Raw genomic sequence first — 21,527 nt, forward strand, 5'->3', positions numbered from 1 at the left:
AGGCGGGTTCTAGGTCGATCTATGAGAGGAACTGATCGATCGGCTTAGATGCTGCGCGAAACGCCACGAGCAGCTTGTTTCGGAGAATGGACCAGCCGGAACTTAATGAAACTTACGATCCGCCAAGTCGCGATATAGCCGAAGGTCATGAGGTTGCACATAAACCCAAGCGTACCCGGATCGATGGATGTTATCGTTGCAATCGCGACGAAACGCAGCGCGAACAGTATGAGAAGCAGCGCAAAAACCGTCCTGTTCCGCTTGATGAACGTGCTGCCGTCCCGCACTTCAAAATTGGTCGACTCGAATCAACGGAATCGAGACCAGGACGCCGATAGCGATCGCAAGGATCGCTTGCTCCTCGCGGATATGCAGCGAAGGATCGAGCAATTGCGTAAGCGATGCCGCAATGAAGAAGACCGGCAGCAATAAGGTTGCGCCTGCCTTATTTTCTCCGTTTAGGGAGCGACTCCATAGTGTGTCTAGTCATCGATTCAAGGTGATAATCGTCATATCGATCGCCAGCGTAATGGAAACCGCGCAACCGAGGAACACTGAAGAGGACAAAACGTACAGGGAGCTGCACACCATGAGATGGACATCTACGACAGTGTTAGCGATTAGTCTTACCCTCGGTTTAACGGCTTGTGCCCGCAGTAACGAGCCGCTTCAGCGGCAAGATCAGGTTCGCAGCCAGAATGTCACTGATAACAAACTGACCGATCCTCGCATCGTGGCCGAGGACAAGGATTTGAAGCAAGGCGACCTTGGCATAGGTGGAGGCGGCAGTGCGGACAGGCCGTTCGCTGCGCAAGCGGCGATCCCTCAGGTATTCCCGAATTGGTCGGTCAAGCCCATCAACGGCAGCTATGCGGAGAATGCCATCGCAACCGCGCAACAATTCATGGGCACTCCTTATCTATACGGCTCTGACCGAGATGATCCGTCCTCGTTCGATTGCTCGGATTTCACCCGATGGGCCTATCTATCGGGAATCGGCATGGATCTTCCGCTCGATTCGCGCAGCCAAGCCCGCTATGTCCAAGCTTATTCGAACCGGTCCTACTATAATCTGAACAACGCCCGCCGCGGCGATCTGTTGTTCTTCACCTCGTTCAACGGCGTGAATCCGGATCAATACCAAGGCGTCTCGAAGACCGTCGATTCGGTGTCCCATTGCGGCATCTATCTGGGGAATGGCAAAATGATTCATACCGCTTCGCCCCGCACCGGCGGCGTCCGCATCGACAATGTGTTCGGCAACCACCTGCAATGGCGGTTCTTTATGGGCGGCACGGTGCTGGATCAGAAGTAAGGTCGCATGCGCAAGCGCTGCTTCGTTCTCCCGACAAGCATTCTCCCTAACGTCGACCATCAGGCTGCCTAGCCCGGCGGTCGACGTTATTTGCTTCGTCTACCGTATCTTTCGTTAAGGAAACAAGCTGCATTCCTCGAACGATCCACTTCGCGGTTCATCTCGGAGACAATTTTTTATTCAATCTTAAGTTTACCAGTATATGGATGGACGATATAGTTAACCTGACCATGTATGACGGGAGGGGCTGTATCTATGGAAAGGCGATTGAATGAAACAGCCGCAGGTTGGCTATTCTTGATCTCTTATGTAACCGGAGTGCTGCTGACGGCCTTCATGACGGCGAGCGGGAGCCCGCATCATGACAACCACGCCGCATTCCTGGGTTATGTCATTGCAGGCCAGGTCGGTCTCAATCTGCTGCCGGCCGTTGTATGGTGCAAGCTTCGTCGGATCCCGTTCAGGGAGGCCTTTCGCTTAAGAAGAGTCTCGCTGCGCGCACTTGTTCTATCTCTGCTTATCTTCGTCGTCAGCCAGGTAATTCTATTGTTCTTCCACCAGTTGACGGAGCTCGCGGCGATCGCGGCAGGGGCGAATTACGAGACGTCCCATTATCCGATTGCGGATTCATTAGGGACGCTTCTTCTCCTTGCCGTGAGCATCGGGATTATACCGCCGATCTGCGAGGAGCTGCTGTTCCGAGGGGCACTATTGTCGGGTTACGCCCGAGGAGGCGTCTGGTTCAGCGCAGCGGTGACAGCCGGGCTTTTTGCTTTATTCCATGATAATCCGTACCGGCTTGCCGAATTATTCGTTTCGGCGTGGATAGCGGCTAGCATTGTGCTGCGTACACGGTCTGTCTATCCGGGGCTGCTCGTCCATCTCGTCACGAATCTTACCTACGTCTGCGTTTCTTACTGGCAAGGCGGCGATATGCTCGAAGGGTTAACGGCAGCTGAGGGGCCGAAGCTTGCGGCGGTGGCGCTGACGGGTCTCGCTTCGGTCGCCGCGTTCTTCGTTTGCCGGTGGCTGTGGCTGAAGATCGAACCTGCGGGACAGAGGCAAGAAGAAGGAGGATCTTTGCGGCTTCGTGCCGCATGGCTCCTGCCGATTGTCCTTGCGGTCATCGCGTTCATCGTGAAATTCGTGTGGAACCAATAAGAGGAGTGCACATACTTGCAGACAAATGATGGGACGCTAAGCAAGAGCGACTGATATATCGAGCTGAAAAGAGGATAATTCGATGCAATATGACCAAGACATGCACTATGGCAGCGACTATCATTACATACCGGCTACCTCGGTCAATAATGGCGAAGGAGTGGAGGTACGCCCCGACCTGTACTGCTTCACGGTCCAGATCGTCAATGTCATTATGGCCGGGCACCCGGGATCGCCTGATTTCGTGCTGATCGACGCCGGCATGCCGCATTCGGCGCCTGCGATTATCGAAGAGGCGGAAGGGAGATTCGGCCGGAATTGCCGGCCCAAGGCCATCGTATTGACGCATGGGCACTTCGATCATGTCGGCGCGATCATTGAGCTGGTGCAGCATTGGCAGGTACCCGTCTATGCGCATGAGGCGGAATTGCCCTATCTGACCGGGCGCGAAAGCTATCCGAAACCCGATCCCGGCGTGCAGGGCGGGCTTGTGGCGAAGCTGTCGTTCATGTTCCCCAATGAGCCGATCCAGCTAAGCCGCCGCGTGAAGCCGCTTCCGGAAGACGGCACTGTGCCGGAGCTCCCGGATTTTCGCTGGATCCATACGCCAGGTCACTCGAAGGGACATGTCTCCTTGTACCGGGAATCGGACCGTACGCTGATCGCGGGGGACGCGGTGGTGACCGTCGAGCAGGAATCGCTCTATAGCGTCATCACGCAGGCGCCGGAGCTTAACGGACCGCCGGCATATTTTACCCCGGATTGGGAGCAGGCCAAGGCGTCGGTACAATTGCTTGCAGAGCTGAAGCCGGAAGCGCTCGTATCCGGGCACGGGCAGCCGATGTTCGGCGAAGAGCTGCAGCACAAGCTGGACCAACTGGCCCAAGATTTCGATACGGCAGCCAAACCGAAATTCGGCAAGTACGTGCATTAGCCGCCAGGTCAGACCGGGCGGCTGCGATCTTACTAATCCCAAATAGTAATTAGACGCATGCTGTGCTCCTCTTAGAGGTTCCTCAATTGGTCCAACAGGGCCGAAGGCTCCATCCGCTCCATGAAGTCTGGGTTCACGCTGGCGTGCCGAATAATCCCGCGCTTGTCAATCAGATAGGTCGCGGGGACGGGCAGCGTCCAACGGTCGGCGCTGTTGAACGCGGCAAGGTCAAGTCTGAAGATTTCGGCGAACGTCCGCTGAAGGTAGTTGGGCATCTCGAATAATAGCTTATAGCTGTCGGCCGTTCGACCATAGGGATCGCTGAGTACCTCGAAGGATAATTGCTCCTTCTCCTTCTGGGTTAAGGCATTGTCGGGACTTTGGGGGGAGATGGCCATGAGGTGGCCGCCGAGTGCTTGAATGTCCGGCAGAATTTGCTCATACGCACGAAGCTGAACATTGCAATACGGACACCAGCTGCCGCGGTAGAAGACGAGCGCGATATGCGTTCGGGCCAGCTCATCATGCAACCTGACTGTCTTCCCGAGCGGATTCGTTAATGAGAAGTCCGGTGCAACGGATCCCGCTGGGAGCCCAAAGGTAATGCCGGATTGTTGCTGCTCGAAGATATGACGAAATACTGCCGTCTGGGCTTCTTCCGGTACGCGCGCGACGAAGCTTGCTTTCTGCAGCTCCAATTGTTCGTGAAGGGACATAGGACAACACACTCCTTTGACGAAATCGGATAACGGCAACTCCCGATGCTATCCTTAGAAAGATACCATATGGTATCTTTTTTTTATTTTACAACCATGTTCCAAATTATGGCAAGAGGCAAACCGACCCTTTTGGTATAATGAAGCCAAACCATTACCTACGGAGGTTGTATGAAAAAGGGAGAGCAGACCCGCGAACGTATTATTCGGAAGTCCGCCGAGTTGTTTAATCAGAGGGGATACGCGGGTTCGTCGATCAATGATATTATTGCCGCTACCGGTATCAAGAAAGGCGGCATCTACCGCCATTTTGCAAGCAAAGACGAGATTGCGTTTGAAGCTTACGACTATGCCTCCGGAATCGTCGGCCGCCGGTTCGCCGAAGGGATTGCGCAAGCGACGTGTGCGGCGGATCGGCTTCTTGCCTTTTTTCATGCGTATGAGGACGTGGTGAACGATCCTCCTTTCATTGGCGGGTGCCCCTTGCTGAACACGGCCGTGGAGAGCGACGACACCCATCCTCAATTACGGGAGAAAGCGAAGCAGAGCCTGAGCAAGATAATGGCGATGATGAGCGGGATGATCGAGGAAGGCGTCAAGCAAGGGGAGTTCAAGAAAGAACTCGATGCCGAATCGCTTGCTTCCTTCGCTCTATCGCTGCTGGAAGGAGGCATCCTGCTTAGCAAACTCGAGGGCACCAACACCTATATTCGGATGAACAGGGACAGTCTCGCCCGGTATCTGGAGCAGTGCTGCGTAACGGGGCGGTAGCAGGGACGACATCTACCGGAATGCCCCTGTTACGTCCAAACGACGGCCGTACAGGTGCTCAAGCGTCACTGCCAGCGTGAAGCCGAGCGACTCAGCTAGACGAATGGAGGCTCTGTTCGACTCGATCACCTGATAACGTGGGATAAGGCCTTGGGAGAGCAGCTGCTGGGTCGCCGCGGCGGCGACCTGTTGGGCCAATCCTTGACCGCGGCAGGCCTCGCCGGTGTGAACGCCGCCAATCTCCCACACGTGCTCGTAATTCCGGAAGGTGAAGCAGGTGCTCGCTGGCTGGCCGTCATGATAGATCGTATACGAACGAGCGCCTCGGCGGAACAGATCGGCGAGCTCATCCTTGCTATAGCCGTTGGCCATCCAAAGCGGCAGAAGCGTTTCGTTGAGCATCGTACCTTCGATTACCGTATTCGTCGACCGGGTAGGAACCGGCAATTCCGTGCAGGAGTAGGAATGGAAGGCTCGGATCCTTTCGTATGCGTACCGGTGGGCGATGTAAGGCTTATACCTGTTGTCTTGGATCTTGAAGACGATTGCTCCTTCATCCGGTAATTTCCCGAGCAGCCTCGGAAGCAGCTGCGGATCGGTCGCATACAGGAAGGCAATGGCGGAGGCGTTCGGGTAATGGATGAGATCGTAAGGAAATAGCGAAGCCGGGAGCAGGAGGAGAAGCGCGGACTGCCCGCACTCTTGGTGGAGGCGGCAGTCTATGTGAGGACCGTACGATTCGATCATTTTGAGCAGGGCAATATTGTGCAGGATACGCTGGCTAAGCAGCTGACGGGCTTGTTCGAGCATGGCAGACTGGCCCCCTTGTATCGGCTTTGCCCCTAGTATACCATTAACGAATGGTTGGATCTCCCAACAAGAGTGGTAGTGTCGGCAAGGTAAACTGCCTAACCGGCAAGCCAGAAGACAGGTGGTGACGACAGGTGATTGCGAATAGCTTGCTGCTGTTGTTCGGGGTCATGATCGTGGTGTTACTGCTGCTGTTAATCGTCGCGATAATCCGTCATGCGATCGATTCCTCCAGGACATCGCAAAAGATTGACTTGCTTACGGACGAAGTTCGGATGCTTCGCAAGGAGCTTGGGCGGCAGAAGCAGCACCATATTGATACGCAGGTATAGGGAAAGGAGAAAGGCACATGTCCTACAATATTCTGTTCAGCTACGCCCATCCCGATGACGAGACGTTCCTTAGCGCTTGTCTCATCCATCAGCTGGCCGAGGCAGGCGAGCCGGCGGCGCTGCTGCTGGCTACGCGTGGCGATGCGGGAAGCAAGAACGGCGCCTTCGGGCATCTGACCCGGGAGCAGCTCGGCGAGCTGCGGGAGGAGGAGATGGAGCGGGCGGCCCGCGTACTGAAGCTCGGGCAGGTGACGCATCTGGGATTCCCGGACGGCAAGCTGGCTGAAGTAGACCCTGGCAGCGCGGTGGATGCGATCGCGGAAACGGTGAACCGGCTTCAGCCGAGCGTCGTCTTCACGTTCCCGCCGGACGGGTGCAATTACCACCCGGATCATATGGCGATCTCGCGACTGACGACCGAAGCGGTTGTCAGCGGACGGTGTCCCTCGGTCCGGCAGCTGTACTATGTCATGTCCGGTGCGCTTCATGAAGAAGGGCGCAGACCGAATCTTGTGATCGATACGGCGCCGCTGTGGGCGATGAAGGCCGAGGCGCTACGCTGTCATGACTCACAGATTCTGGCGATCATGCGGCATTTCGGCCCCTTGGAGACCGTGCTGGACGACCGCCGTTTCGAGGCATTCGCTCTGGCTTGGGAGCAAGGCGCCATGTGGCCCGAGAAAAGCGAAGCGGAAGCGCGAGCGGCATTACGGCTGCCATAAGGCTAGCTGCCTACGGCTCGCACAAATAAAGCAAGGCTGACCGCATGTGCACGCGGTCAGCCTTGTTTTTGTTTTCTCGATGCGGATCAGCCGACGGTTGATGTCTTGTTCGCGTTCCTGGCCAGCATGCGCCAGCCTGTGGCGGAGATGGCCGTGAGCGCCAGGGTAACGATCAGCCAGCCGGCATATGGCGTCGCGCGGTTGACCGCGGCTGCAACCGGATTGGACGCTGCGGTAATACGTTCGACGATCCAGGCAGCCGAGGCGACGATGGATAAGCTTGCACCTAGCAGGCGGATGGATGCGGCTAGCCGCGTCACGCTGAGCAGCAGCAACCACGGCATCGTGACGGCAATAACCGCGAGCTGCATCAACTCGATGCCGAGATTGAAGCCGAGAATGCTCGAGGCCATCCGCAAGGGACTAAGCCCAATATTTTGAATGAGCATAGCGAACGCCATGCCGTGAATGAGGCCGAAACCGAAAGCAACGACCGATTCCCGGCCAGGGAACAGCGGCCGGATCGCATGGATCGCCGATACGAGGATCGATAGCGCAATACACACTTCCACCCAACGGCTAGAACCCGGAACCCAGCCCATGGCACCTGCGATCAGCGTAAGCGAGTGGCCGATGGTGAAAGCCATCGTTACTCGGAGCAGCTGAGCGAGGCTATGCCGGACGCCGCCGAATTCAACCCATCGGTTGTTTCTAGCCAGCATGGGCGCCGGCAGCAGCAGCGCGAGCAGAAACATCAGATGATCCGTCCCTTCCGCAATATGCGAAATGCCGAGCTGAACGAAATTGACGAATCCTTGCCACCAGCTGCCGCCGCTGAGGTCGACGTCGATCGAGGTGACATTCGCACGCAGCGTGCCGAGCACGACGGGCTCGCTGGACGTTATGCCATGATCCCAGTCGCTGCGGGCCGAGACGATGACGGAATGCGTCACGATCTCATGCAAGATGACGTCGTAGTGGAGTGTGAAGCGGTTAGCTGCTGCACCGCTAGGCGGCGTCATCGCCAGCTGGACAATGAGGTCATAGGGCTGCGTCTCCAGTTGAAGCGACATCTCCTTCACCGTGACGTCCCATGTCCTTCCGTCCGCGCTGACGGGACGCACATGTTCGAGTACATATTGTTCCAGCTCGTCTTCGTACGCGCGAAGAACTTTGGCCGGGTTGTCCATAAGCGATTGGCCGAACGCGATCTCGAGGCGATCAAGCGGAAGCACCAGCTCCGCCGTCACGCGATTGTCTTCGATGTCGAGGGAGACCGCAGAGCTTGGCATTTCGTGCGCCGAAGCTCCCGTCACGACGCTTGCAAAAAGAAGGCTCATCATGGCGAACGCAACTAGTAACTTCCGCATGTTCCTCCTCCTTCGTTTTAGCTGCTGAAGCTGCCTCCATAGTCGGCCACTTTATCGCGCCAGATGGTGTGGTAGTGAATTTCGTTCGGGAAAGCGATCCCGTTCTGACAGACGAATTCGATCCATACGCGCGGACCGTCGATACGGACGTAGGAAGCGTGCGTGTTCAACTCGGTCGATCCGGACCAGGCGATGTTCGTCTGGCCAAGCGATTCCGTGGACAGATAGACATCCAACAATTCGTTGGCAATATCGGATTGGGTATCGTTCACCCAAGCCTCGATCGCTTTTTTGACGAGCGCTTGCTGATCCGCGCTTAACTCAGAGACTGCGACGCCTTCGCTCTCGGTAGGGAAGGCGCTGTCTTTGCCAGGTCCTACGAGCACGTCGTCGAATGTCTTCGACAGCTTCGCCGCTTCGGTCTGCTCGTCGCTCAGCGACTGGAGCATGTCGTACATCGTATCGTGGCGGACGGCGAGCGGCGTATAGGTCGCGCCATCCGCGGCCGTGAAGCTAAGCGGCTCGACGCCAACGAACATCGGCGTCGAGCTGGTAGCCTTGGCGTTGTAGGAGATGTTGCTTGCATAGTGATGGCCGCCGATCTGCAGAATCCATGCGGAGCTGTCAGAGGGCTCGCCCAGGAAAGAGACATAGTAATAATTGGAATCCCACATGCTGCTGTTCGAAGCGCTCAAGAATTCGTCCGCATAGAGCAGCTGCCGGAATGTCTCGTAACCGGTCTGGCCCAGCGCGCCATAGGCCAGCGCCTTGAACGCTTCCAAGCTCTCAGCGCTCAAGGTACCGATCATAATCCCGTTCCGCTGCGTCGTATTGATTGGCAAGTTGGACCACACTTTGGCGTTGTCCGCCGTCATATCGTATTGCAGCGTGCTGATCTGCTCCTCGGTCAGCGTCGCCTTGAACGCTTGGGCCAGACAGGCAACTTGTGCAGCGGCAGTGCCCGTACTACAGGCGGATACGTCCGGCAAGGCAGTGTCTTTGGTCATCGTAGCCGCCACATCCGTGACGCTCTCGGGAATCGTTACGCCGCCGCCGGGTCCTCCTCCGCCTGGACCGCCGCCGTCAGGTGGGCCTTCCGTACCGGAGGGCGCTTGATCGGTCGTCTCCGTTCCCTCGGTATTGGCGGTGTCCGTCGTGTTCGTGGTGGAGTCATTGGTGTCCGTCGTATTCTCGTTCCCGCAGGCGCTCAAGACGAGGCTCACGAGGACGAGTAGACTGACGAGGGTTAAAGAAAGCTTCTTCATGGTTTCCTCCAAACATGGAATGGATTAAACTAGCGGCACTAACTTAAGCGGTTAACCTTAAATCAAGCATTCATTAATCCGTCTTTTGCGTGCCTGTTCTAGTGTGGTAAATTTACCATTTTCTTATAAGGGGGAGAGACTAATTGTTTGCAGCGTAAAAAAGGACAGCCGAATGCGACTGCCCTTATCGTTATAGACGGTAGACTACGCTATTTACTGTCCGTCCGGTGACAGATATGAGGCTAAAGGAAAATCATCCCACACCTGCACTTCAATGTATCGCTCCGGTCCTTGTTCGCCTTGGTAGTTCCATTCCTGCGGCAACCCGAATTCATCAATAACCTGCTTTATCTCTCGCAGCGTATACACCTGTCCTCGGTATGGCTTGCTGTCTAGAACCCGCATCGTAGGGAATAAGTCACCGTAAGTAAAGCTTATGGAGCAGGGATCGAAAGTGGGGGCTGGTATTCGTAAAGCTTGGCCGTTCTCGTACCAAGTCAACAGCCAAGGGCATTCACCAACTGTCATATAGTGCGGTGCCACACGTACAGGTTTGCCGCCCTTCAAGAGGAACATCTCTCTGGCCTTGCTTTCCAGACGGCGACGAATCTCCAGATAGTCCTCTGCACGTTGGCTGGCGAATCCTTTGCCCTGCTTCCTGATGTCGCGCATGACCTGCTGTGCTTCAGTAGGACTCAGATCCGATAAGTTGCGGAAAGGGCCCGTAGCCGCATCATAATAATGAAAGAGATCCGGAATCATCTAATCCTCCTCCTTTGACCCCGTTCATCTGGTTATTTCTTGTTGATCTAGCATTCGATCCAGAACCGATGAAGCACATTGCCGTCTTCCTCGATAAAATCCGCATCCTGAATGCCGCCGTTACGCAAGATGGTCCGTTCGGAAGCGGTGTTGGCCGCATCGCAAATGACGAGCGCCCGGTTGATGCCGAGTCTTCGCGTCTCGATTAGCGCGAGTGCCAGCTGCTTGGTCGCATAGCCTTTGCGCCGCTCTGAAGGGCGGATGCCGTAGCCGATATGCCCTCCATGATGGACGAGCCACTCGGTGAGCCGATGGCGAATGTTCACTGCGCCGACGATCCGATTGCGTCCCGTGACGAGCCAGAACGTCGAGCTCGGTACCCAGCCGTCCGGCTGATTGACGCCGGCCGCATTGTCGTGCAGCAACTGGAGCATCGCCGCGAAGTCCGTCGGGTCTTGGCTGATGACCCAAGGCACCATGGTCTCCCCGCTCGCTACCCATTCCTCGTAGAAATCCATATATTCCGTCTGCAGAGCAGCAGTCGGTTTCGCTAAGTAAACCTCTTCCATCCCGGTTCCGCTCCTTTCGGACAATCCCCCTCGTTTCCTGTATTATACAAAAAACGAGAAGCGTGACAAGCGCATATATGGAAATTTTGACCTTAGCTATCCTAGTTAATGGTAAAATATTCAGAGAGTGACGACCAGCAAGCAAGGGAGGAACTAAGATGTACGACGAGAGTAAGGAGCCTGTCATAATACTGCGCGATGTGCGCATGAAGTATAGCGACAGATATGTCCTGCAAGGTATCGATCTGGAAGCTTATCCGGGCCAGATTATCGGCTATATCGGACCGAATGGCGCCGGCAAGAGCACGACGGTCAAGATTATGCTCGGCCTGGTGCAAGGCTACACGGGCGAGGTGAAGCTTTTCGGCCGCAGTCTGGCCGAAGAAGCGTATGACTATAAGCGGCGGATCGGCTACGTGCCTGAAGTGGTGGAACTGTTCGAGAACTTGACGGCCTGCGAGTATCTTACCTTCGTGGCGGAACTGTACGGCCTCTCCTATGCGGACGCCGATGCCAAGGCTAGCCGGCTGATGGCCATGTTCGAGCTGGAGCAGGTGTACCATAAGCGGATGACCTCGTATTCGAAGGGCATGCGGCAGAAGGTTATGCTGATCGCCAGCCTTTTGCACAATCCCGATGTGCTGTTCTTCGATGAGCCGCTAAGCGGGCTCGACGCGAACAGCGTCATGATCGTGAAGGAGATTATGGCGCAGCTTGCTGCTCAGGGCAAGACGATCTTTTACTCCTCGCATATTATGGAGGTTGTCGAGAAGATCAGCAGCCGCATCATCCTGATCGACGAGGGCCGAATTATCGCCGACGGTTCGTTCGAGGAGCTGAAGTCGCAGAGCCAGGAGGGAACGCTAGAGCAGATATTCAACCAACTGACCGGCTTCCATGCCTATAAGCAGCTAGCCGGGGAGTTCGTATCGATCGTACGGGAGGCTTAAAGCGATGAAGGATTATTCCATCTTGAAGCTGCTCGATTATGGGCAAGGGCTGTTCGAGCGGTTCGGCGTGGACTACGCGATGATGCGCCGCATGCTCCAGGTGAAGCTGACGATGGACCGCAGGCGGGTACCGACCGTCTTCATGCAGCAGCAGGACGCGGACAAGCGGGCCGAGGAGGAGGAGAAGGACAGCAATTTGTTCGTCCGCTCGTTGTGGCTGTACGGTTTGCTCGGCCTCATTATGATCCCGATCGTCGTCATGGGCGATCATTATATGTTTCAATTATCGCTCGTGTGGGCCATTCTTATGTTCATGATTACGACCTCGATGATCTCGGACTTCTCTTCCGTACTGCTCGATATCCGGGACAAAAGCATTCTGCAGACGAAGCCGGTTTCCCCGCGCACGATCCATATGGCCAAGACGGTCCATATCATCATCTACCTCTCGCTGCTTACGGCTTCCATGACGCTGCCATCGCTCGTCGCAGGCTGGATTACGCATGGATTCGTTTTCTTCCTGCTTCTTCTCACGGAGATCGTGCTGGCCGATATGGTCATTGTGCTGCTGACCGCTTTGCTTTATGTGCTGCTGCTCAAGTTCTTCGACGGGGAGCGGCTGAAGGATACGATCAACTACGTGCAGATCGCCTTATCGATCGTCATTGCGGTCGGTTATCAGGTCATCATTCGCTCATTCGAGCTGATCGACATGTCGCTTGGCTATACGTTCCGCTGGTGGCAGGTACTGTTGCCGCCCGTCTGGTTCGCGGCCCCTTTCGAACTGCTGCTCCATGGCGATACATCGATCCCCATTCTAATAATGACAGGACTTGCGCTCATCGTTCCCATCTTATCGATTCTCTTCTATTCGAGGTTAATGGACGGATTCGAACGGAACTTGCAGAAGCTTGCCAATAACAGCGGCGGCGGGAGCGCTTCTGCGGGACATAGCCGATTGACGGATTGGGCGGCCCGGATCTTGTGCCGATCCCGGGAGGAGCGGACGTTCTTCCGCTTCACGCTTCGGATGCTGAAGGGTGAGCGGGAATTCAAGCTGAAAGTGTACCCGTCGCTGGGGTTCGCGATCATTTTTCCGTTTATTTTTATGTTCAACGCGCTGCGCGATATGGGGTGGGAGGGGATGGCCGGCAGTTGGTGGTACATCTCCATTTACTTCAGCGGCATTGTTATTCCGACCGTTGCGCTCATGCTGAACTACTCCGGTTCTTACAAGGGCGCATGGATCTATTTGGTTAGTCCGGTTCGGTACCAGAGCTCCATTACGCAAGGGGTCATGAAGGCAGCGATGGTCCGCCTCTTCGCGCCAATTTTCCTGCTCCAATCCGTCATTTTTACCGCGGTGTTCGGGCTGCGCATTGTTCCGGATGTGGCGGCTATGCTGCTCAGCCTCGCTATCTACACGATCATCTGTTTCGCTGTTTTTAATAAGGAACTGCCGTTCTCGCAGTCTTTTGCCGGGAAGAAAGGATCTGGCGGAGCAAAGACCGCGATGCTCCTCGTTCTGCTTGGCGGCTTCGTGCTTATCCATGTAGCGGCCCTATTTATTCCGCACGGGATCTGGATCTATCTGGTGCTGCTCCTTATCCTTAATGGCTGGTTGTGGAAGCCGAAGGGCGAGAAGGACGCCGGACACAGTAAGGGAGGACAAACGGCCTAATGACGATCAAGAAGCTGTATCTGACTGTTGTGCTCTATTTCATTTGGATTGCGTTGAGCTGCACCGTTGTGGCCGGGACGCCGCATCTGTTCGTCCGTATTCTGAATCTGATCTGCATCGTCTTGTTATCCGCTATGATGGGCGCTTTCATTCGCGAGATCTTCATGCTGAAGCAGAAACAAAAAGAGAAGGAGCAATCCTAGGAAGTCGTGTGAGTTGAACGAATTAAATAATCCGCGATTGGTCGAGATAACGAACGATATTCATCGATTGGCAGAGCGCAGGGGTGTTGTAAGCGTTACCTTGCGTTCTTTTTGATGCGCGAAGATACAAAAACTGACTTCTATTGCGTTTTACAACCGCATCTTGCAGGCGTAATATTAGTGAAGCCTTCAGCATGTTTGAGGCATTCTTATAACTGCATATGCAAATTGCACACGCTAAATTTCCAGGAATGGAAAACGGGGGACCCAATCAAATGGGGTGAATCCCGATCGACCGATGAGCGCTCATCGGTCGATCGGGTAGGGCGACTCTACCGCCCGAATCCGACAGCTAACCTCGTCAGCGTCGTTTAGAGGGAGGGGTATGTGTTTCGACTTTCGAAAACACAGGACTTGCGCCTGTGTTTTTTTGTTGTTCAAAAAACCGCATACAAGCGTAATCGGAAGCTTCTGTGCAGGGTAATTTAATTCTATCTCCTAAGGTGGTGAGTCCCGTGCGCTCCTCGCTCAAACGTTTTTTAATTGGACGCCCGTTGAAATCGACGGAAGCCGGCGAACAGAAACTGAACAAGAAAAAGGCGCTCGCAATCCTGTCATCCGACGCGCTCTCTTCGGTGGCATATGGTCCGGAGCAGATTCTGATCGTGCTCATGACGGTCGGCATGGCAGCCTTCTGGTATTCGCTTCCGATCGCGATCGGCGTGCTCGTGCTGCTGACTGCGCTCATTTTGTCCTACCGCCAAATTATATTCGCCTACCCGCATGGGGGCGGAGCTTATGTCGTATCCAAAGAAAACCTCGGCATGCTGCCCGGGCTCATAGCCGGCGGCTCGCTGCTGGTCGATTATATCCTGACCGTAGCCGTCAGCGTATCCGCGGGAACGGATGCCATTACATCCGCATTCCCGAGCTTGCACGAGCATAACGTCATCATCGCCATCGTATTCGTGCTTTTGTTAACGACGTTGAATCTTAGGGGCGTTACGGAATCGGCCTCCGTTCTGGCTTATCCGGTATACTTGTTCGTGCTTGCGCTCCTTGTGTTGATCGGCGTGGGCTTATACAAGGTCGCGACGGGGCAAGTGGATCCCGATCTTCACGCCTCGTTCGGCGCGCCGGTCGCCGGCATCAGCCTGTTCTTGCTCCTCAAAGCTTTTGCATCGGGCAGCTCGGCGCTTACGGGCGTCGAAGCGATCTCCAATGCGATCCCGAACTTCCAGTCGCCGGCGCCGAACAACGCGGCCAAGACGCTGGCGGCGATGGGGATTCTGCTCGCGCTGCTGCTAAGCGGCATCGTGCTGCTGGCTTATTTCTTCGGCGCGGTGCCACGAGATGAGGTCACCGTCGTCTCGCAAATCGCCGAGGAAGTATTCGGCCGCCATGCCATGTACTATTTCATCCAAGGAACAACGGCGCTGATCCTGATCCTGGCGGCGAATACCGGATTCTCGGCTTTTCCGCTGCTGGCCGTGAATCTGGCGAAGGATAAATTCATTCCCCGCATGTTCACCGTCCGGGGAGACCGCCTTGGCTATTCGAACGGGATCATCATCCTGGGCTTGTTGTCGATCGTGCTGATCATCGCTTTCGAAGGCATGACTGAGCATCTCATCCCGCTCTATGCGGTAGGCGTATTTATTCCGTTCACGTTGTCCCAATCGGGCATGATGGTGAAATGGCTGCGCGACAAACCGCAAGGCTGGGTCACGAAGTTCATCATTAACACGACGGGCGCCTTGATCAGTTTCATCGTGACGATGATGTTCTTCATTACGAAATTCCCGCAGGTGTGGTCGGTCCTCATCTTCCTGCCGATCATCCTGTTCGTGTTCTACCGAATCCGCAGTCATTACGAGGCGGTCGCCGACCAATTGCGGATCTCGACCTGCGAAGAGGCCGTGCCGGTTGAAGGCAACGTCATTATCGTGCCCGTAGCGGGAATTACGCACGTTGTGGAGAACTCGCTGAATTATGCGAAGTCGCTCCATGCGCATCAAGTCATTGCCGTCCATGTGCCGTTCGAACGGGAAGATGAGGCGATCTTCGAAGAGAAATGGCGCAAGTGGCAGCCGGATGTGCGACTCGTGACGCTGCATTCGCCCTATCGCAGCCTGCTCGCGCCGCTGATCAAATTCATCGATACGGTGGAGCGCAAGGCAGGCGAATCCAACTACAGGGTAACCGTCATTATCCCTCAGTTCATCCCGAAGAAGGGCTGGCATAATATTCTGCATAACCAGTCCAGTCTGCTCCTTCGCGCGCATCTGCTGTATCGGCGAGATGTCATCGTCGCAACGGTGCCGTATCATTTGAAGAAATAAGGGATAAGGAAAGGCAGTTCAAGGACGAATCGATCCAAGAACTGCCTTATCTTGTGGGAAAATAGTGTAGGTTTTCGATCAGAACGAGTGAAAAATGAGTTGGTTGAGCTGCAAATTTTGCGGCTCTTTTTTATTTTATTTACTATTAATAGTCCCGCGGTTTTGGAGGCCGTTTCCAGTTTTTATGGGTGTACTTCGGTTGAAAACCCATGTTACGCTGTTTCAGGCCGAAACGTCGGTGACAAGCCGAGGTGCGGGGGACGCAAGACTTTCAGCGCGACAGACCATCTTGATCGCGTCTGAATTGGGGTGAATCGCGGCAACGCGTAGGGCTGACTCCTTCAGTTCGAACCCGACAACTAACCTCGTAGGTACGGCCAATTGCTTAGCATTTCAGGGTACGGAAATGCGCATTTGGCCACGGACGAATGCTTCACATTTCAGGATACGGAAATGTGTATTCATCCCAGGTCAATTGGCTTGCAACTCAGTGCAAAAGTTGCAGCATTTGGCCACGGACGAATGCTTCACATTTCAGGATACGGACAAATATCCGGTATTCCTCCCGAAATGTGTAGTCGTATATTTCGTCCAACAACAAAGGGGGAAAACATGAACATGAACAACATGAAGAAAACGATTCTTGCTGCAACGGTCGGTCTGTCGGTAATGATGAGCGCTGCGCTTCCGTTCGGAGACGGCGGACAAGCTTATGCAGCGACAAGCACGACGCAAGCGAACAAGATCATCAGCGCAGGCAAAAAATATCTCGGCACGCCGTATCAATTCGGCTCCAGCCGTTACAATACAAGCACCTTCGATTGCTCGGATTTCGTACGTCAGGCGTTCCTCGACGGCCTTGGCGTGAAGCTGCCTTCGGATTCCAGGCAGCAGGCGACGTACGTGAAGAACAAGACAGCCGAGACGAGCAACTGGCGCAATCTGAAGCCGGGTCATCTGATGTTCTTCATGAGCTATAAAGGCACGAGCAAGTCGGCTTACGCGGGGATCAACAAGTCCGCTCAGCGCATTACGCATGTCGGCATCTACCTGGGCAACGGCAAAGTGCTTCATACGTATTCCAATGCCGGCGGCGGCGTCACGATCAGCAATATTGCAGGCACGCATTGGGAGTACCGCTTCGTATTCGGCGGCAGCGCCCTTTAATATAGCTTACCCCGCATTCGTATTTGAAGCAGATTGCCAAGATTTATAGGTGTACGATACCGGAATAACCATGATACGCTATTGCAGATTCTTCAGCGCCGCCATTCGCCTTTCCCAAACAAAAGGAGGACGACTTACGACATGAAGAAAACTATACTTGCCGCAACGATTGGACTATCAGTGATTATGGGCGCCGCTGTTCCGCTGGGCGGTCACAATGAAGCGTCTGCCGCCACGAGCAGCACGCAGGCGCAGCAGATCTTGAGCGCCGGCCAGAAGTATATGGGCACGCCGTATGAGATGGGCTCCAGCCGTTACAATACAAGCACATTCGACTGTTCGGATTTCGTCCGCCAGGCGTTCTTGGACGGCCTTGGCGTGAAGCTGCCTTCCGACTCCAGGTCGCAGGCGACTTATGTGAAGAATAAGACGGCCGAGACGACGAATTGGCGCAACCTGAAGCCGGGTCATCTCATGTTCTTCATGAGCTACAAAGGCTCGAGCAAATCGTCGTACGCCGGTATTAACAAACAGGCGCAGCGCATTACGCATGTCGGCATCTACATGGGGAACGGCAAAGTGCTCCATACGTACTCCAATGCCGGCGGCGGCGTCACGATCAGCAATATCGCAGGCACGCACTGGGAGTACCGCTTCGTATTCGGCGGCAGCGCCCTCTAATATAGTTTTACCGTAACCGCACCAAGGTATGAAGCTTACCCGCCACATAATTGAACCGATTAGCCGGTACCGCTCACATGCGGTATCGGTTTTTTTTATCCTGAACTTGGCCCCGTCTCGCCGGTTTGACGATGGCGATGGATGGTGACACTACAAGGCATCACGATAAATTGAGGTTGAGGTGTCAAACGTGAGGACGATTCCTACCTATCTAATTCTGCTCGCGCTAGCTGGCAGTCTGTTCGGATTCGGATTAAGTGGCTCCGCTTATGCATCGGATCTGCCTAATCCCGAACCGGACGAAGCATTGGACCCGAGAGCGGCCAGAATCGAACAAGCGCTGCTCCAGCAGCTGAAACCGGCGATCGATAAAGCGCTTAACGAGATTTTTCAAGAGCAGTACGCGCAGTTTAATTGCGAGCAGATCGTCTCGATCAATGAACGGGAGACGTTCCGAGGCAAGCGCGGCGAGGCTAGACCGGTCGATGCGATTCATGGCGCGTTGTATTTTGAGATCGGCATCAATCTGTGCCGGCCCAATGGAGATCGGATAGAGCTGACGCTCAAGAACGATACCGCGAATGCGCAGTATTATTTGGCGGGCTACAAAATCACTCCGGCCGTCAATGTGCACGAAGGCAACGAGGAAGACGATGACTAGCAATAGATAAGGGAGCAAGGGGCAAGTTTTCTCGTAAGTGGGGAAGGCTTGCTTTTTTGATGCCATGAAACCTGCGTTAAAGTGGAATGGAATAATTTTACTATTCGTGAAACATTGCCTACTCCGGGTGCGTCTAAAGTAACAGAAGTAAGGAGGTGCGTCGATGAAACATTGGAGCAGCATCGGGATAATTGCGGGCATCTTGTTCCTGGGCGGCTGCGGCCAACATCCACAGACTGGCGGTACGGAGCCGGTCGGGATCGAGCAAGTTAAGCTGGTCTGCTCATCGTTCATGAAGGAACGTATGCCTTGTGAAAATATGCAGTGGGACGATAAAGCGTCTATCGCCGTATTCGAACAGGCGGTGAAGACAGCGGAGAAATTGCCTGGCGTCATGGACTATACAAGTGAGTACATGATGACATTCACATACTCGGAAGGCGCAGCAATGAACTTTTCAATCGGCGTAGGGCCCGACCGGACGATGAATGGGCTGCTCGTCTATGAAGAGGACACGCATACCGGGTATTCGATTCCCGTCGAGCAGTCCAATGCGATTCGGGATTTGATCGAGGAAGCGACAACGGATAACCGGAGCAGCGGCAACGATGAAGTGGACCAAGAGCGGGATGTCATTAACCTGCATGGCATTCAGGTACATAACCGGGAGCTTCTCGATGCTTGGATGGAGCAAGGCAGCGGCAGTCAGCGGATCGTGCATTACACGATCGAGGGCGATCCGATTTTTCACACGGTATCTCATGATCAAGGGAAGGTGAAGCTTGTCGTCGATACGACGCACGACAAATTTGGCGCGCCTACTGTCTCCACATTGCAATGCGAAGCATTAGATCGGGCGGAGTCGGATACAGCCCTAGTCTACACGCTTAAGGGCTGTTCCGGGGATAGCAGCGGTGAACGGAATGCGGTCGTTCTTCTGGAGATCAATTATAATATGCAGGCACAAGATCGTTTCGATTTCGTACTGAAATATGGGCCTAATCTCGAGTCGGAGATTCATACGGCGGATCAATCCGTCCAGTTCGATCTGGGTCAAGGCGAAAGCTTGGCCGTTTCCGATTTCCAACTCCCGTCAAAGGACCTTCAGGCCATCTACAAGCAGCTCGTGCTTGCCAACTATCTGGGCAACAAGAAGCTTACCGTCGCCTGCAAGAAGGACGCATCCGACGTGAGTTATGACATGACGGTATGGATTAATGGAGGCGAGGTTCGCTATCAATGGGCGGCCTGTGATTTCGGCAAGGACGGCAGAGAGATGACCGAAATTGCGAATCAAATCATTACAAGCGTGAAGGAGAGGCTCGAGGCATACCAATAGAGGTAGGATACGAATAGAAGAGCGAATGAATACGGATGCGCATTATCTTGAAATTCGTTAAAAAGGTGGGGAATGCTGTGATCGTGCTCTATGTGCTGCTTGTCTTGTTCGGCCTCTTGCTAATGGTGAAGCCTGCCGTCTTCTGGGCGATCTCGGAGAGTTGGAAATCCAATGACGGCACCGAGCCGTCGGATTTGTACCTGTGGTCGACGCGCTTCGGCGGTTTCATGTGTTCCGTGGTCGGGATTGGCGCTATCATAGCTGTCTCGTTATAGGGAGGTAACCAAATGAAAGAAGGCTGGGAACGGACGGCGACCGCCGCCACTCTCCCTACCCATGAACTTAAGGCATTGATTCAACAAGTATTCCCCGGCAAAACAGTGGCTTATGCCGAAGCGCTGGGCACGGGGCTGAGCAATACCAATTATCGGATTCATCTGGAAGGGCATCGCGATCCGTATGTGGTACGGATTTACCGCAGCGGCGCCGAGACGGCGAGGAAAGAGCACGCGATCCATCAGCTCGTGCGCCGAAAGGTCCCGGTAGCGGATTTTCTGTACATGGACACGAGCCGCTCGGTCTTCGACGGAGCGTGGGCGGTGCTGGAGTGGAAGGATGGCACGCTGCTGCGGGACGTGCTGCGCCAAGACGAACTCGCGGAGACGATCGAAGCGGCGGAGGCCGTTGGAGCGGTACTGGCGAGGATTCATTCGTTCCCATTCGCCGACTCCGGCTTCTTCGGCGACAAGCTGGCGATCGCGCAGCCGTTCCCCATGAACCGGGAAACCTTCCTCGCCTTCATGGAGAATAGCCTCTTCCATAACCGGTGCGGCCAGTGGCTCGGCGAACAGGTGACCGACCAGCTATGGACGGCGTGCCTGATGTACGGACCGCTTTTATCGGCAATCCGGGAGCAACCGGTGCTGGTGCATGCCGATTTTAACGGCTTGAACCTGCTGATGCAGCCGGGCACGGGCGGGATGGGCGTGTCGGCGGTGCTGGATTGGGAGTTCGCTTTTGCCTGGAGCCGATATGCGGATATGGGCAATTTGCTGCGGTATGAGCAGCCGGGCTCGTCCTTCGGGCAGGCATTCCTTGCTTCTTATGAGGCGCATAGCGGCAGTAAGCTTACGCGTCATTGGCTGCTGCTCGCCAAGCTGGAGGATCTTATCGCCTTATCCGATATGCTGAATCATGCGACGATCATGACGCCTCGCCGGGTCGCAGACCTGAAGCGGCTCATCGGGGGCACGTTATCTTTTCTGCAGCGCTATGAGGTTACGTAAGCTTGCTAGCATGCGGACATTCATGCATAGTTGAAAGATACATATAATAGAAGAACGCGGGTGCAAGATGAGAATCGAAGCGGCAACGGAACGGGATTACGCGTATATCCGCAAGCGGGATCGCCACCTGAGGGAGCAGCTGATTACGGCCAAGATACAAGGGAAAGAGATTTACATCCTCCGCACGGACGATGGCGATCCGATCGGGTGGCTGCGTTACGGGTACTTTTGGGACAACACGCCGTTCATGAACCTGTTATGGATCGATGAGCCTTATCGGGGGCAAGGCGCGGGCAAGCGGGCTGTTCTGTATTGGGAGGACATGCTGCGGGAACAGGGGTTTAAGCTCGCGATGACCTCGACGTTGGCGAATGAAGGCGCCCAGCATTTCTATAGGAAACTGGGGTACAAGGATGCGGGCTGTCTGCTGCTCGAGAACGAACCCCTTGAGATCATGATGACCAAGAACCTTTAGATCAGGAGGTCATAC

General features: G+C 54.9%; 24 protein-coding genes, 1 pseudogene and 2 riboswitches. Of the genes and pseudogenes, 17 read left to right on the forward strand and 8 right to left on the reverse strand.

Translation table 11 applies throughout. From position 1 onward, the window contains the following. Positions 1-44 precede the first annotated feature (44 nt). Together FHS18_RS19200 and FHS18_RS19205 are read right to left on the reverse strand one after the other, a co-directional pair. A complete protein-coding gene (locus tag FHS18_RS19200) occupies positions 45-287 on the reverse strand; it encodes a CcdC protein domain-containing protein (RefSeq protein ID WP_183601705.1) in 243 nt (80 codons plus the stop codon). Position 288: 1 nt separating this feature from the next. Further along, positions 289-429, reverse strand: coding sequence for a CcdC protein domain-containing protein (locus tag FHS18_RS19205; protein ID WP_183601706.1), 141 nt, complete (start codon positions 427-429; stop codon positions 289-291). 160 nt (positions 430-589) lie between these two features. Here FHS18_RS19205 and FHS18_RS19210 point away from each other — a divergent pair, with 160 nt between their 5' ends. The 3 genes from FHS18_RS19210 (at position 590) to FHS18_RS19220 (ending at position 3,410) form a co-directional block, all read left to right on the forward strand. Then, the gene (locus FHS18_RS19210) at positions 590-1,315 is read left to right on the forward strand and encodes a C40 family peptidase (protein WP_183601707.1); all 726 of its coding nucleotides are present in this window, start codon (positions 590-592) and stop codon (positions 1,313-1,315) included. Positions 1,316-1,570: 255 nt separating this feature from the next. Further along, complete coding sequence (locus FHS18_RS19215) at positions 1,571-2,476, forward strand: type II CAAX endopeptidase family protein (RefSeq protein WP_183601708.1); 906 nt, start codon at positions 1,571-1,573, stop codon at positions 2,474-2,476. An 82-nt stretch (positions 2,477-2,558) separates the two neighbouring features. Further along, positions 2,559-3,410, forward strand: a complete 852-nt coding sequence (locus FHS18_RS19220) for an MBL fold metallo-hydrolase (protein ID WP_183601709.1) — start codon at positions 2,559-2,561, stop codon at positions 3,408-3,410. A gap of 71 nt (positions 3,411-3,481) precedes the next feature. Here the strand turns inward: FHS18_RS19220 and FHS18_RS19225 are convergent, their stop codons facing one another. Beyond that, complete coding sequence (locus tag FHS18_RS19225; RefSeq protein WP_183601710.1) at positions 3,482-4,126, reverse strand: peroxiredoxin-like family protein; 645 nt, start codon at positions 4,124-4,126, stop codon at positions 3,482-3,484. A 171-nt stretch (positions 4,127-4,297) separates the two neighbouring features. Between FHS18_RS19225 and FHS18_RS19230 the strand changes: the two genes are divergently transcribed. Beyond that, on the forward strand, positions 4,298-4,897 hold the full coding sequence (locus FHS18_RS19230) for a TetR/AcrR family transcriptional regulator (protein WP_183601711.1): 600 nt from the start codon (positions 4,298-4,300) through the stop codon (positions 4,895-4,897). A gap of 12 nt (positions 4,898-4,909) precedes the next feature. On the opposite strand, the gene FHS18_RS19235 is transcribed toward FHS18_RS19230, so the two are convergent. Beyond that, entirely contained in the window at positions 4,910-5,707 is a 798-nt protein-coding gene (locus FHS18_RS19235) for a GNAT family N-acetyltransferase (RefSeq protein ID WP_183601712.1), read from the reverse strand. Positions 5,708-5,841: 134 nt separating this feature from the next. Here FHS18_RS19235 and FHS18_RS19240 point away from each other — a divergent pair, with 134 nt between their 5' ends. Both FHS18_RS19240 and FHS18_RS19245 read left to right on the forward strand, forming a co-directional pair. Beyond that, on the forward strand, positions 5,842-6,039 hold the full coding sequence (locus FHS18_RS19240) for a hypothetical protein (protein ID WP_183601713.1): 198 nt from the start codon (positions 5,842-5,844) through the stop codon (positions 6,037-6,039). 17 nt (positions 6,040-6,056) lie between these two features. Further along, positions 6,057-6,761 (forward strand): PIG-L deacetylase family protein, encoded by a 705-nt coding sequence (locus FHS18_RS19245; protein ID WP_183601714.1) that lies wholly within the window; start codon positions 6,057-6,059, stop codon positions 6,759-6,761. A gap of 86 nt (positions 6,762-6,847) precedes the next feature. On the opposite strand, the gene FHS18_RS19250 is transcribed toward FHS18_RS19245, so the two are convergent. The 4 genes from FHS18_RS19250 to FHS18_RS19265 all read right to left on the reverse strand — a co-directional run bounded on the left by FHS18_RS19250 (position 6,848) and on the right by FHS18_RS19265 (position 10,727). Further along, entirely contained in the window at positions 6,848-8,131 is a 1,284-nt protein-coding gene (locus FHS18_RS19250) for a HupE/UreJ family protein (protein WP_183601715.1), read from the reverse strand. A gap of 17 nt (positions 8,132-8,148) precedes the next feature. Then, positions 8,149-9,396, reverse strand: coding sequence for a DUF3500 domain-containing protein (locus FHS18_RS19255; protein WP_183601716.1), 1,248 nt, complete (start codon positions 9,394-9,396; stop codon positions 8,149-8,151). 213 nt (positions 9,397-9,609) lie between these two features. Continuing rightward, complete coding sequence (locus tag FHS18_RS19260) at positions 9,610-10,158, reverse strand: hypothetical protein (protein ID WP_183601717.1); 549 nt, start codon at positions 10,156-10,158, stop codon at positions 9,610-9,612. Between the two features lie 47 nt (positions 10,159-10,205). After that, positions 10,206-10,727 (reverse strand): GNAT family N-acetyltransferase, encoded by a 522-nt coding sequence (locus tag FHS18_RS19265; protein ID WP_183601718.1) that lies wholly within the window; start codon positions 10,725-10,727, stop codon positions 10,206-10,208. Positions 10,728-10,885: 158 nt separating this feature from the next. On the opposite strand from FHS18_RS19265, the gene FHS18_RS19270 reads away from it, so the two are divergent. The 11 genes and pseudogenes from FHS18_RS19270 to FHS18_RS19320 all read left to right on the forward strand — a co-directional run bounded on the left by FHS18_RS19270 (position 10,886) and on the right by FHS18_RS19320 (position 21,512). Continuing rightward, positions 10,886-11,677 (forward strand): ABC transporter ATP-binding protein, encoded by a 792-nt coding sequence (locus FHS18_RS19270; RefSeq protein ID WP_183601719.1) that lies wholly within the window; start codon positions 10,886-10,888, stop codon positions 11,675-11,677. A 4-nt stretch (positions 11,678-11,681) separates the two neighbouring features. Further along, the gene (locus FHS18_RS19275) at positions 11,682-13,358 is read left to right on the forward strand and encodes an ABC-2 family transporter permease (protein ID WP_183601720.1); all 1,677 of its coding nucleotides are present in this window, start codon (positions 11,682-11,684) and stop codon (positions 13,356-13,358) included. Then, complete coding sequence (locus tag FHS18_RS19280) at positions 13,358-13,561, forward strand: hypothetical protein (RefSeq protein ID WP_183601721.1); 204 nt, start codon at positions 13,358-13,360, stop codon at positions 13,559-13,561. Before FHS18_RS19275 ends, FHS18_RS19280 begins: the two co-directional genes overlap by 1 nt. A 225-nt stretch (positions 13,562-13,786) precedes the next feature. After that, positions 13,787-13,943: riboswitch (cyclic di-AMP (ydaO/yuaA leader) on the forward strand. A gap of 133 nt (positions 13,944-14,076) precedes the next feature. Beyond that, positions 14,077-15,903, forward strand: coding sequence for an amino acid permease (locus FHS18_RS19285; protein ID WP_183601722.1), 1,827 nt, complete (start codon positions 14,077-14,079; stop codon positions 15,901-15,903). A gap of 215 nt (positions 15,904-16,118) precedes the next feature. Beyond that, positions 16,119-16,292, forward strand: a riboswitch (cyclic di-AMP (ydaO/yuaA leader). 343 nt (positions 16,293-16,635) lie between these two features. Beyond that, a pseudogene (locus FHS18_RS34470) lies at positions 16,636-17,070 on the forward strand (C40 family peptidase); the annotation flags it as partial. A gap of 141 nt (positions 17,071-17,211) precedes the next feature. After that, positions 17,212-17,751 (forward strand): NlpC/P60 family protein, encoded by a 540-nt coding sequence (locus FHS18_RS19295; RefSeq protein WP_183601724.1) that lies wholly within the window; start codon positions 17,212-17,214, stop codon positions 17,749-17,751. Positions 17,752-17,941: 190 nt separating this feature from the next. After that, positions 17,942-18,412: a hypothetical protein gene (locus tag FHS18_RS19300; protein WP_183601725.1), complete on the forward strand. Its 471-nt coding sequence runs from the start codon at positions 17,942-17,944 to the stop codon at positions 18,410-18,412. Between the two features lie 163 nt (positions 18,413-18,575). Further along, positions 18,576-19,751 carry a DUF4362 domain-containing protein gene (locus FHS18_RS19305; RefSeq protein ID WP_183601726.1) on the forward strand — a complete coding sequence of 392 codons (1,176 nt, stop codon included), beginning with the start codon at positions 18,576-18,578 and terminating at the stop codon, positions 19,749-19,751. 47 nt (positions 19,752-19,798) lie between these two features. Continuing rightward, a complete protein-coding gene (locus FHS18_RS19310; protein WP_246427772.1) occupies positions 19,799-20,026 on the forward strand; it encodes a DUF6199 family natural product biosynthesis protein in 228 nt (75 codons plus the stop codon). Positions 20,027-20,038: 12 nt separating this feature from the next. Then, positions 20,039-21,037, forward strand: coding sequence for a phosphotransferase family protein (locus FHS18_RS19315; RefSeq protein WP_183601728.1), 999 nt, complete (start codon positions 20,039-20,041; stop codon positions 21,035-21,037). 67 nt (positions 21,038-21,104) lie between these two features. Beyond that, positions 21,105-21,512, forward strand: a complete 408-nt coding sequence (locus FHS18_RS19320) for a GNAT family N-acetyltransferase (RefSeq protein WP_183601729.1) — start codon at positions 21,105-21,107, stop codon at positions 21,510-21,512. Positions 21,513-21,527 lie beyond the last annotated feature (15 nt).

The organism is Paenibacillus phyllosphaerae, from assembly GCF_014192105.1.
GTDB lineage: Bacteria > Bacillota > Bacilli > Paenibacillales > Paenibacillaceae > Paenibacillus_Z > Paenibacillus_Z phyllosphaerae.

Excerpts from the sequence above, each read along its gene's own strand:
- FHS18_RS19315 (WP_183601728.1), top strand. The coding sequence starts at position 20,039 with ATGAAAGAAGGCTGGGAACGGACGGCGACCGCCGCCACTCTCCCTACC.
- FHS18_RS19245 (WP_183601714.1), top strand. The coding sequence starts at position 6,057 with ATGTCCTACAATATTCTGTTCAGCTACGCCCATCCCGATGACGAGACG.
- FHS18_RS19235 (WP_183601712.1), bottom strand. The coding sequence starts at position 5,707 with ATGCTCGAACAAGCCCGTCAGCTGCTTAGCCAGCGTATCCTGCACAAT.
- FHS18_RS19220 (WP_183601709.1), top strand. The coding sequence starts at position 2,559 with ATGCAATATGACCAAGACATGCACTATGGCAGCGACTATCATTACATA.
- FHS18_RS19270 (WP_183601719.1), top strand. The coding sequence starts at position 10,886 with ATGTACGACGAGAGTAAGGAGCCTGTCATAATACTGCGCGATGTGCGC.
- FHS18_RS19265 (WP_183601718.1), bottom strand. The coding sequence starts at position 10,727 with ATGGAAGAGGTTTACTTAGCGAAACCGACTGCTGCTCTGCAGACGGAA.
- FHS18_RS19275 (WP_183601720.1), top strand. The coding sequence starts at position 11,682 with ATGAAGGATTATTCCATCTTGAAGCTGCTCGATTATGGGCAAGGGCTG.
- FHS18_RS19215 (WP_183601708.1), top strand. The coding sequence starts at position 1,571 with ATGGAAAGGCGATTGAATGAAACAGCCGCAGGTTGGCTATTCTTGATC.
- FHS18_RS19250 (WP_183601715.1), bottom strand. The coding sequence starts at position 8,131 with ATGCGGAAGTTACTAGTTGCGTTCGCCATGATGAGCCTTCTTTTTGCA.
- FHS18_RS19305 (WP_183601726.1), top strand. The coding sequence starts at position 18,576 with ATGAAACATTGGAGCAGCATCGGGATAATTGCGGGCATCTTGTTCCTG.
- FHS18_RS19255 (WP_183601716.1), bottom strand. The coding sequence starts at position 9,396 with ATGAAGAAGCTTTCTTTAACCCTCGTCAGTCTACTCGTCCTCGTGAGC.
- FHS18_RS19230 (WP_183601711.1), top strand. The coding sequence starts at position 4,298 with ATGAAAAAGGGAGAGCAGACCCGCGAACGTATTATTCGGAAGTCCGCC.
- FHS18_RS19225 (WP_183601710.1), bottom strand. The coding sequence starts at position 4,126 with ATGTCCCTTCACGAACAATTGGAGCTGCAGAAAGCAAGCTTCGTCGCG.
- FHS18_RS19280 (WP_183601721.1), top strand. The coding sequence starts at position 13,358 with ATGACGATCAAGAAGCTGTATCTGACTGTTGTGCTCTATTTCATTTGG.
- FHS18_RS19210 (WP_183601707.1), top strand. The coding sequence starts at position 590 with ATGAGATGGACATCTACGACAGTGTTAGCGATTAGTCTTACCCTCGGT.
- FHS18_RS19260 (WP_183601717.1), bottom strand. The coding sequence starts at position 10,158 with ATGATTCCGGATCTCTTTCATTATTATGATGCGGCTACGGGCCCTTTC.
- FHS18_RS19295 (WP_183601724.1), top strand. The coding sequence starts at position 17,212 with ATGAAGAAAACTATACTTGCCGCAACGATTGGACTATCAGTGATTATG.
- FHS18_RS19320 (WP_183601729.1), top strand. The coding sequence starts at position 21,105 with ATGAGAATCGAAGCGGCAACGGAACGGGATTACGCGTATATCCGCAAG.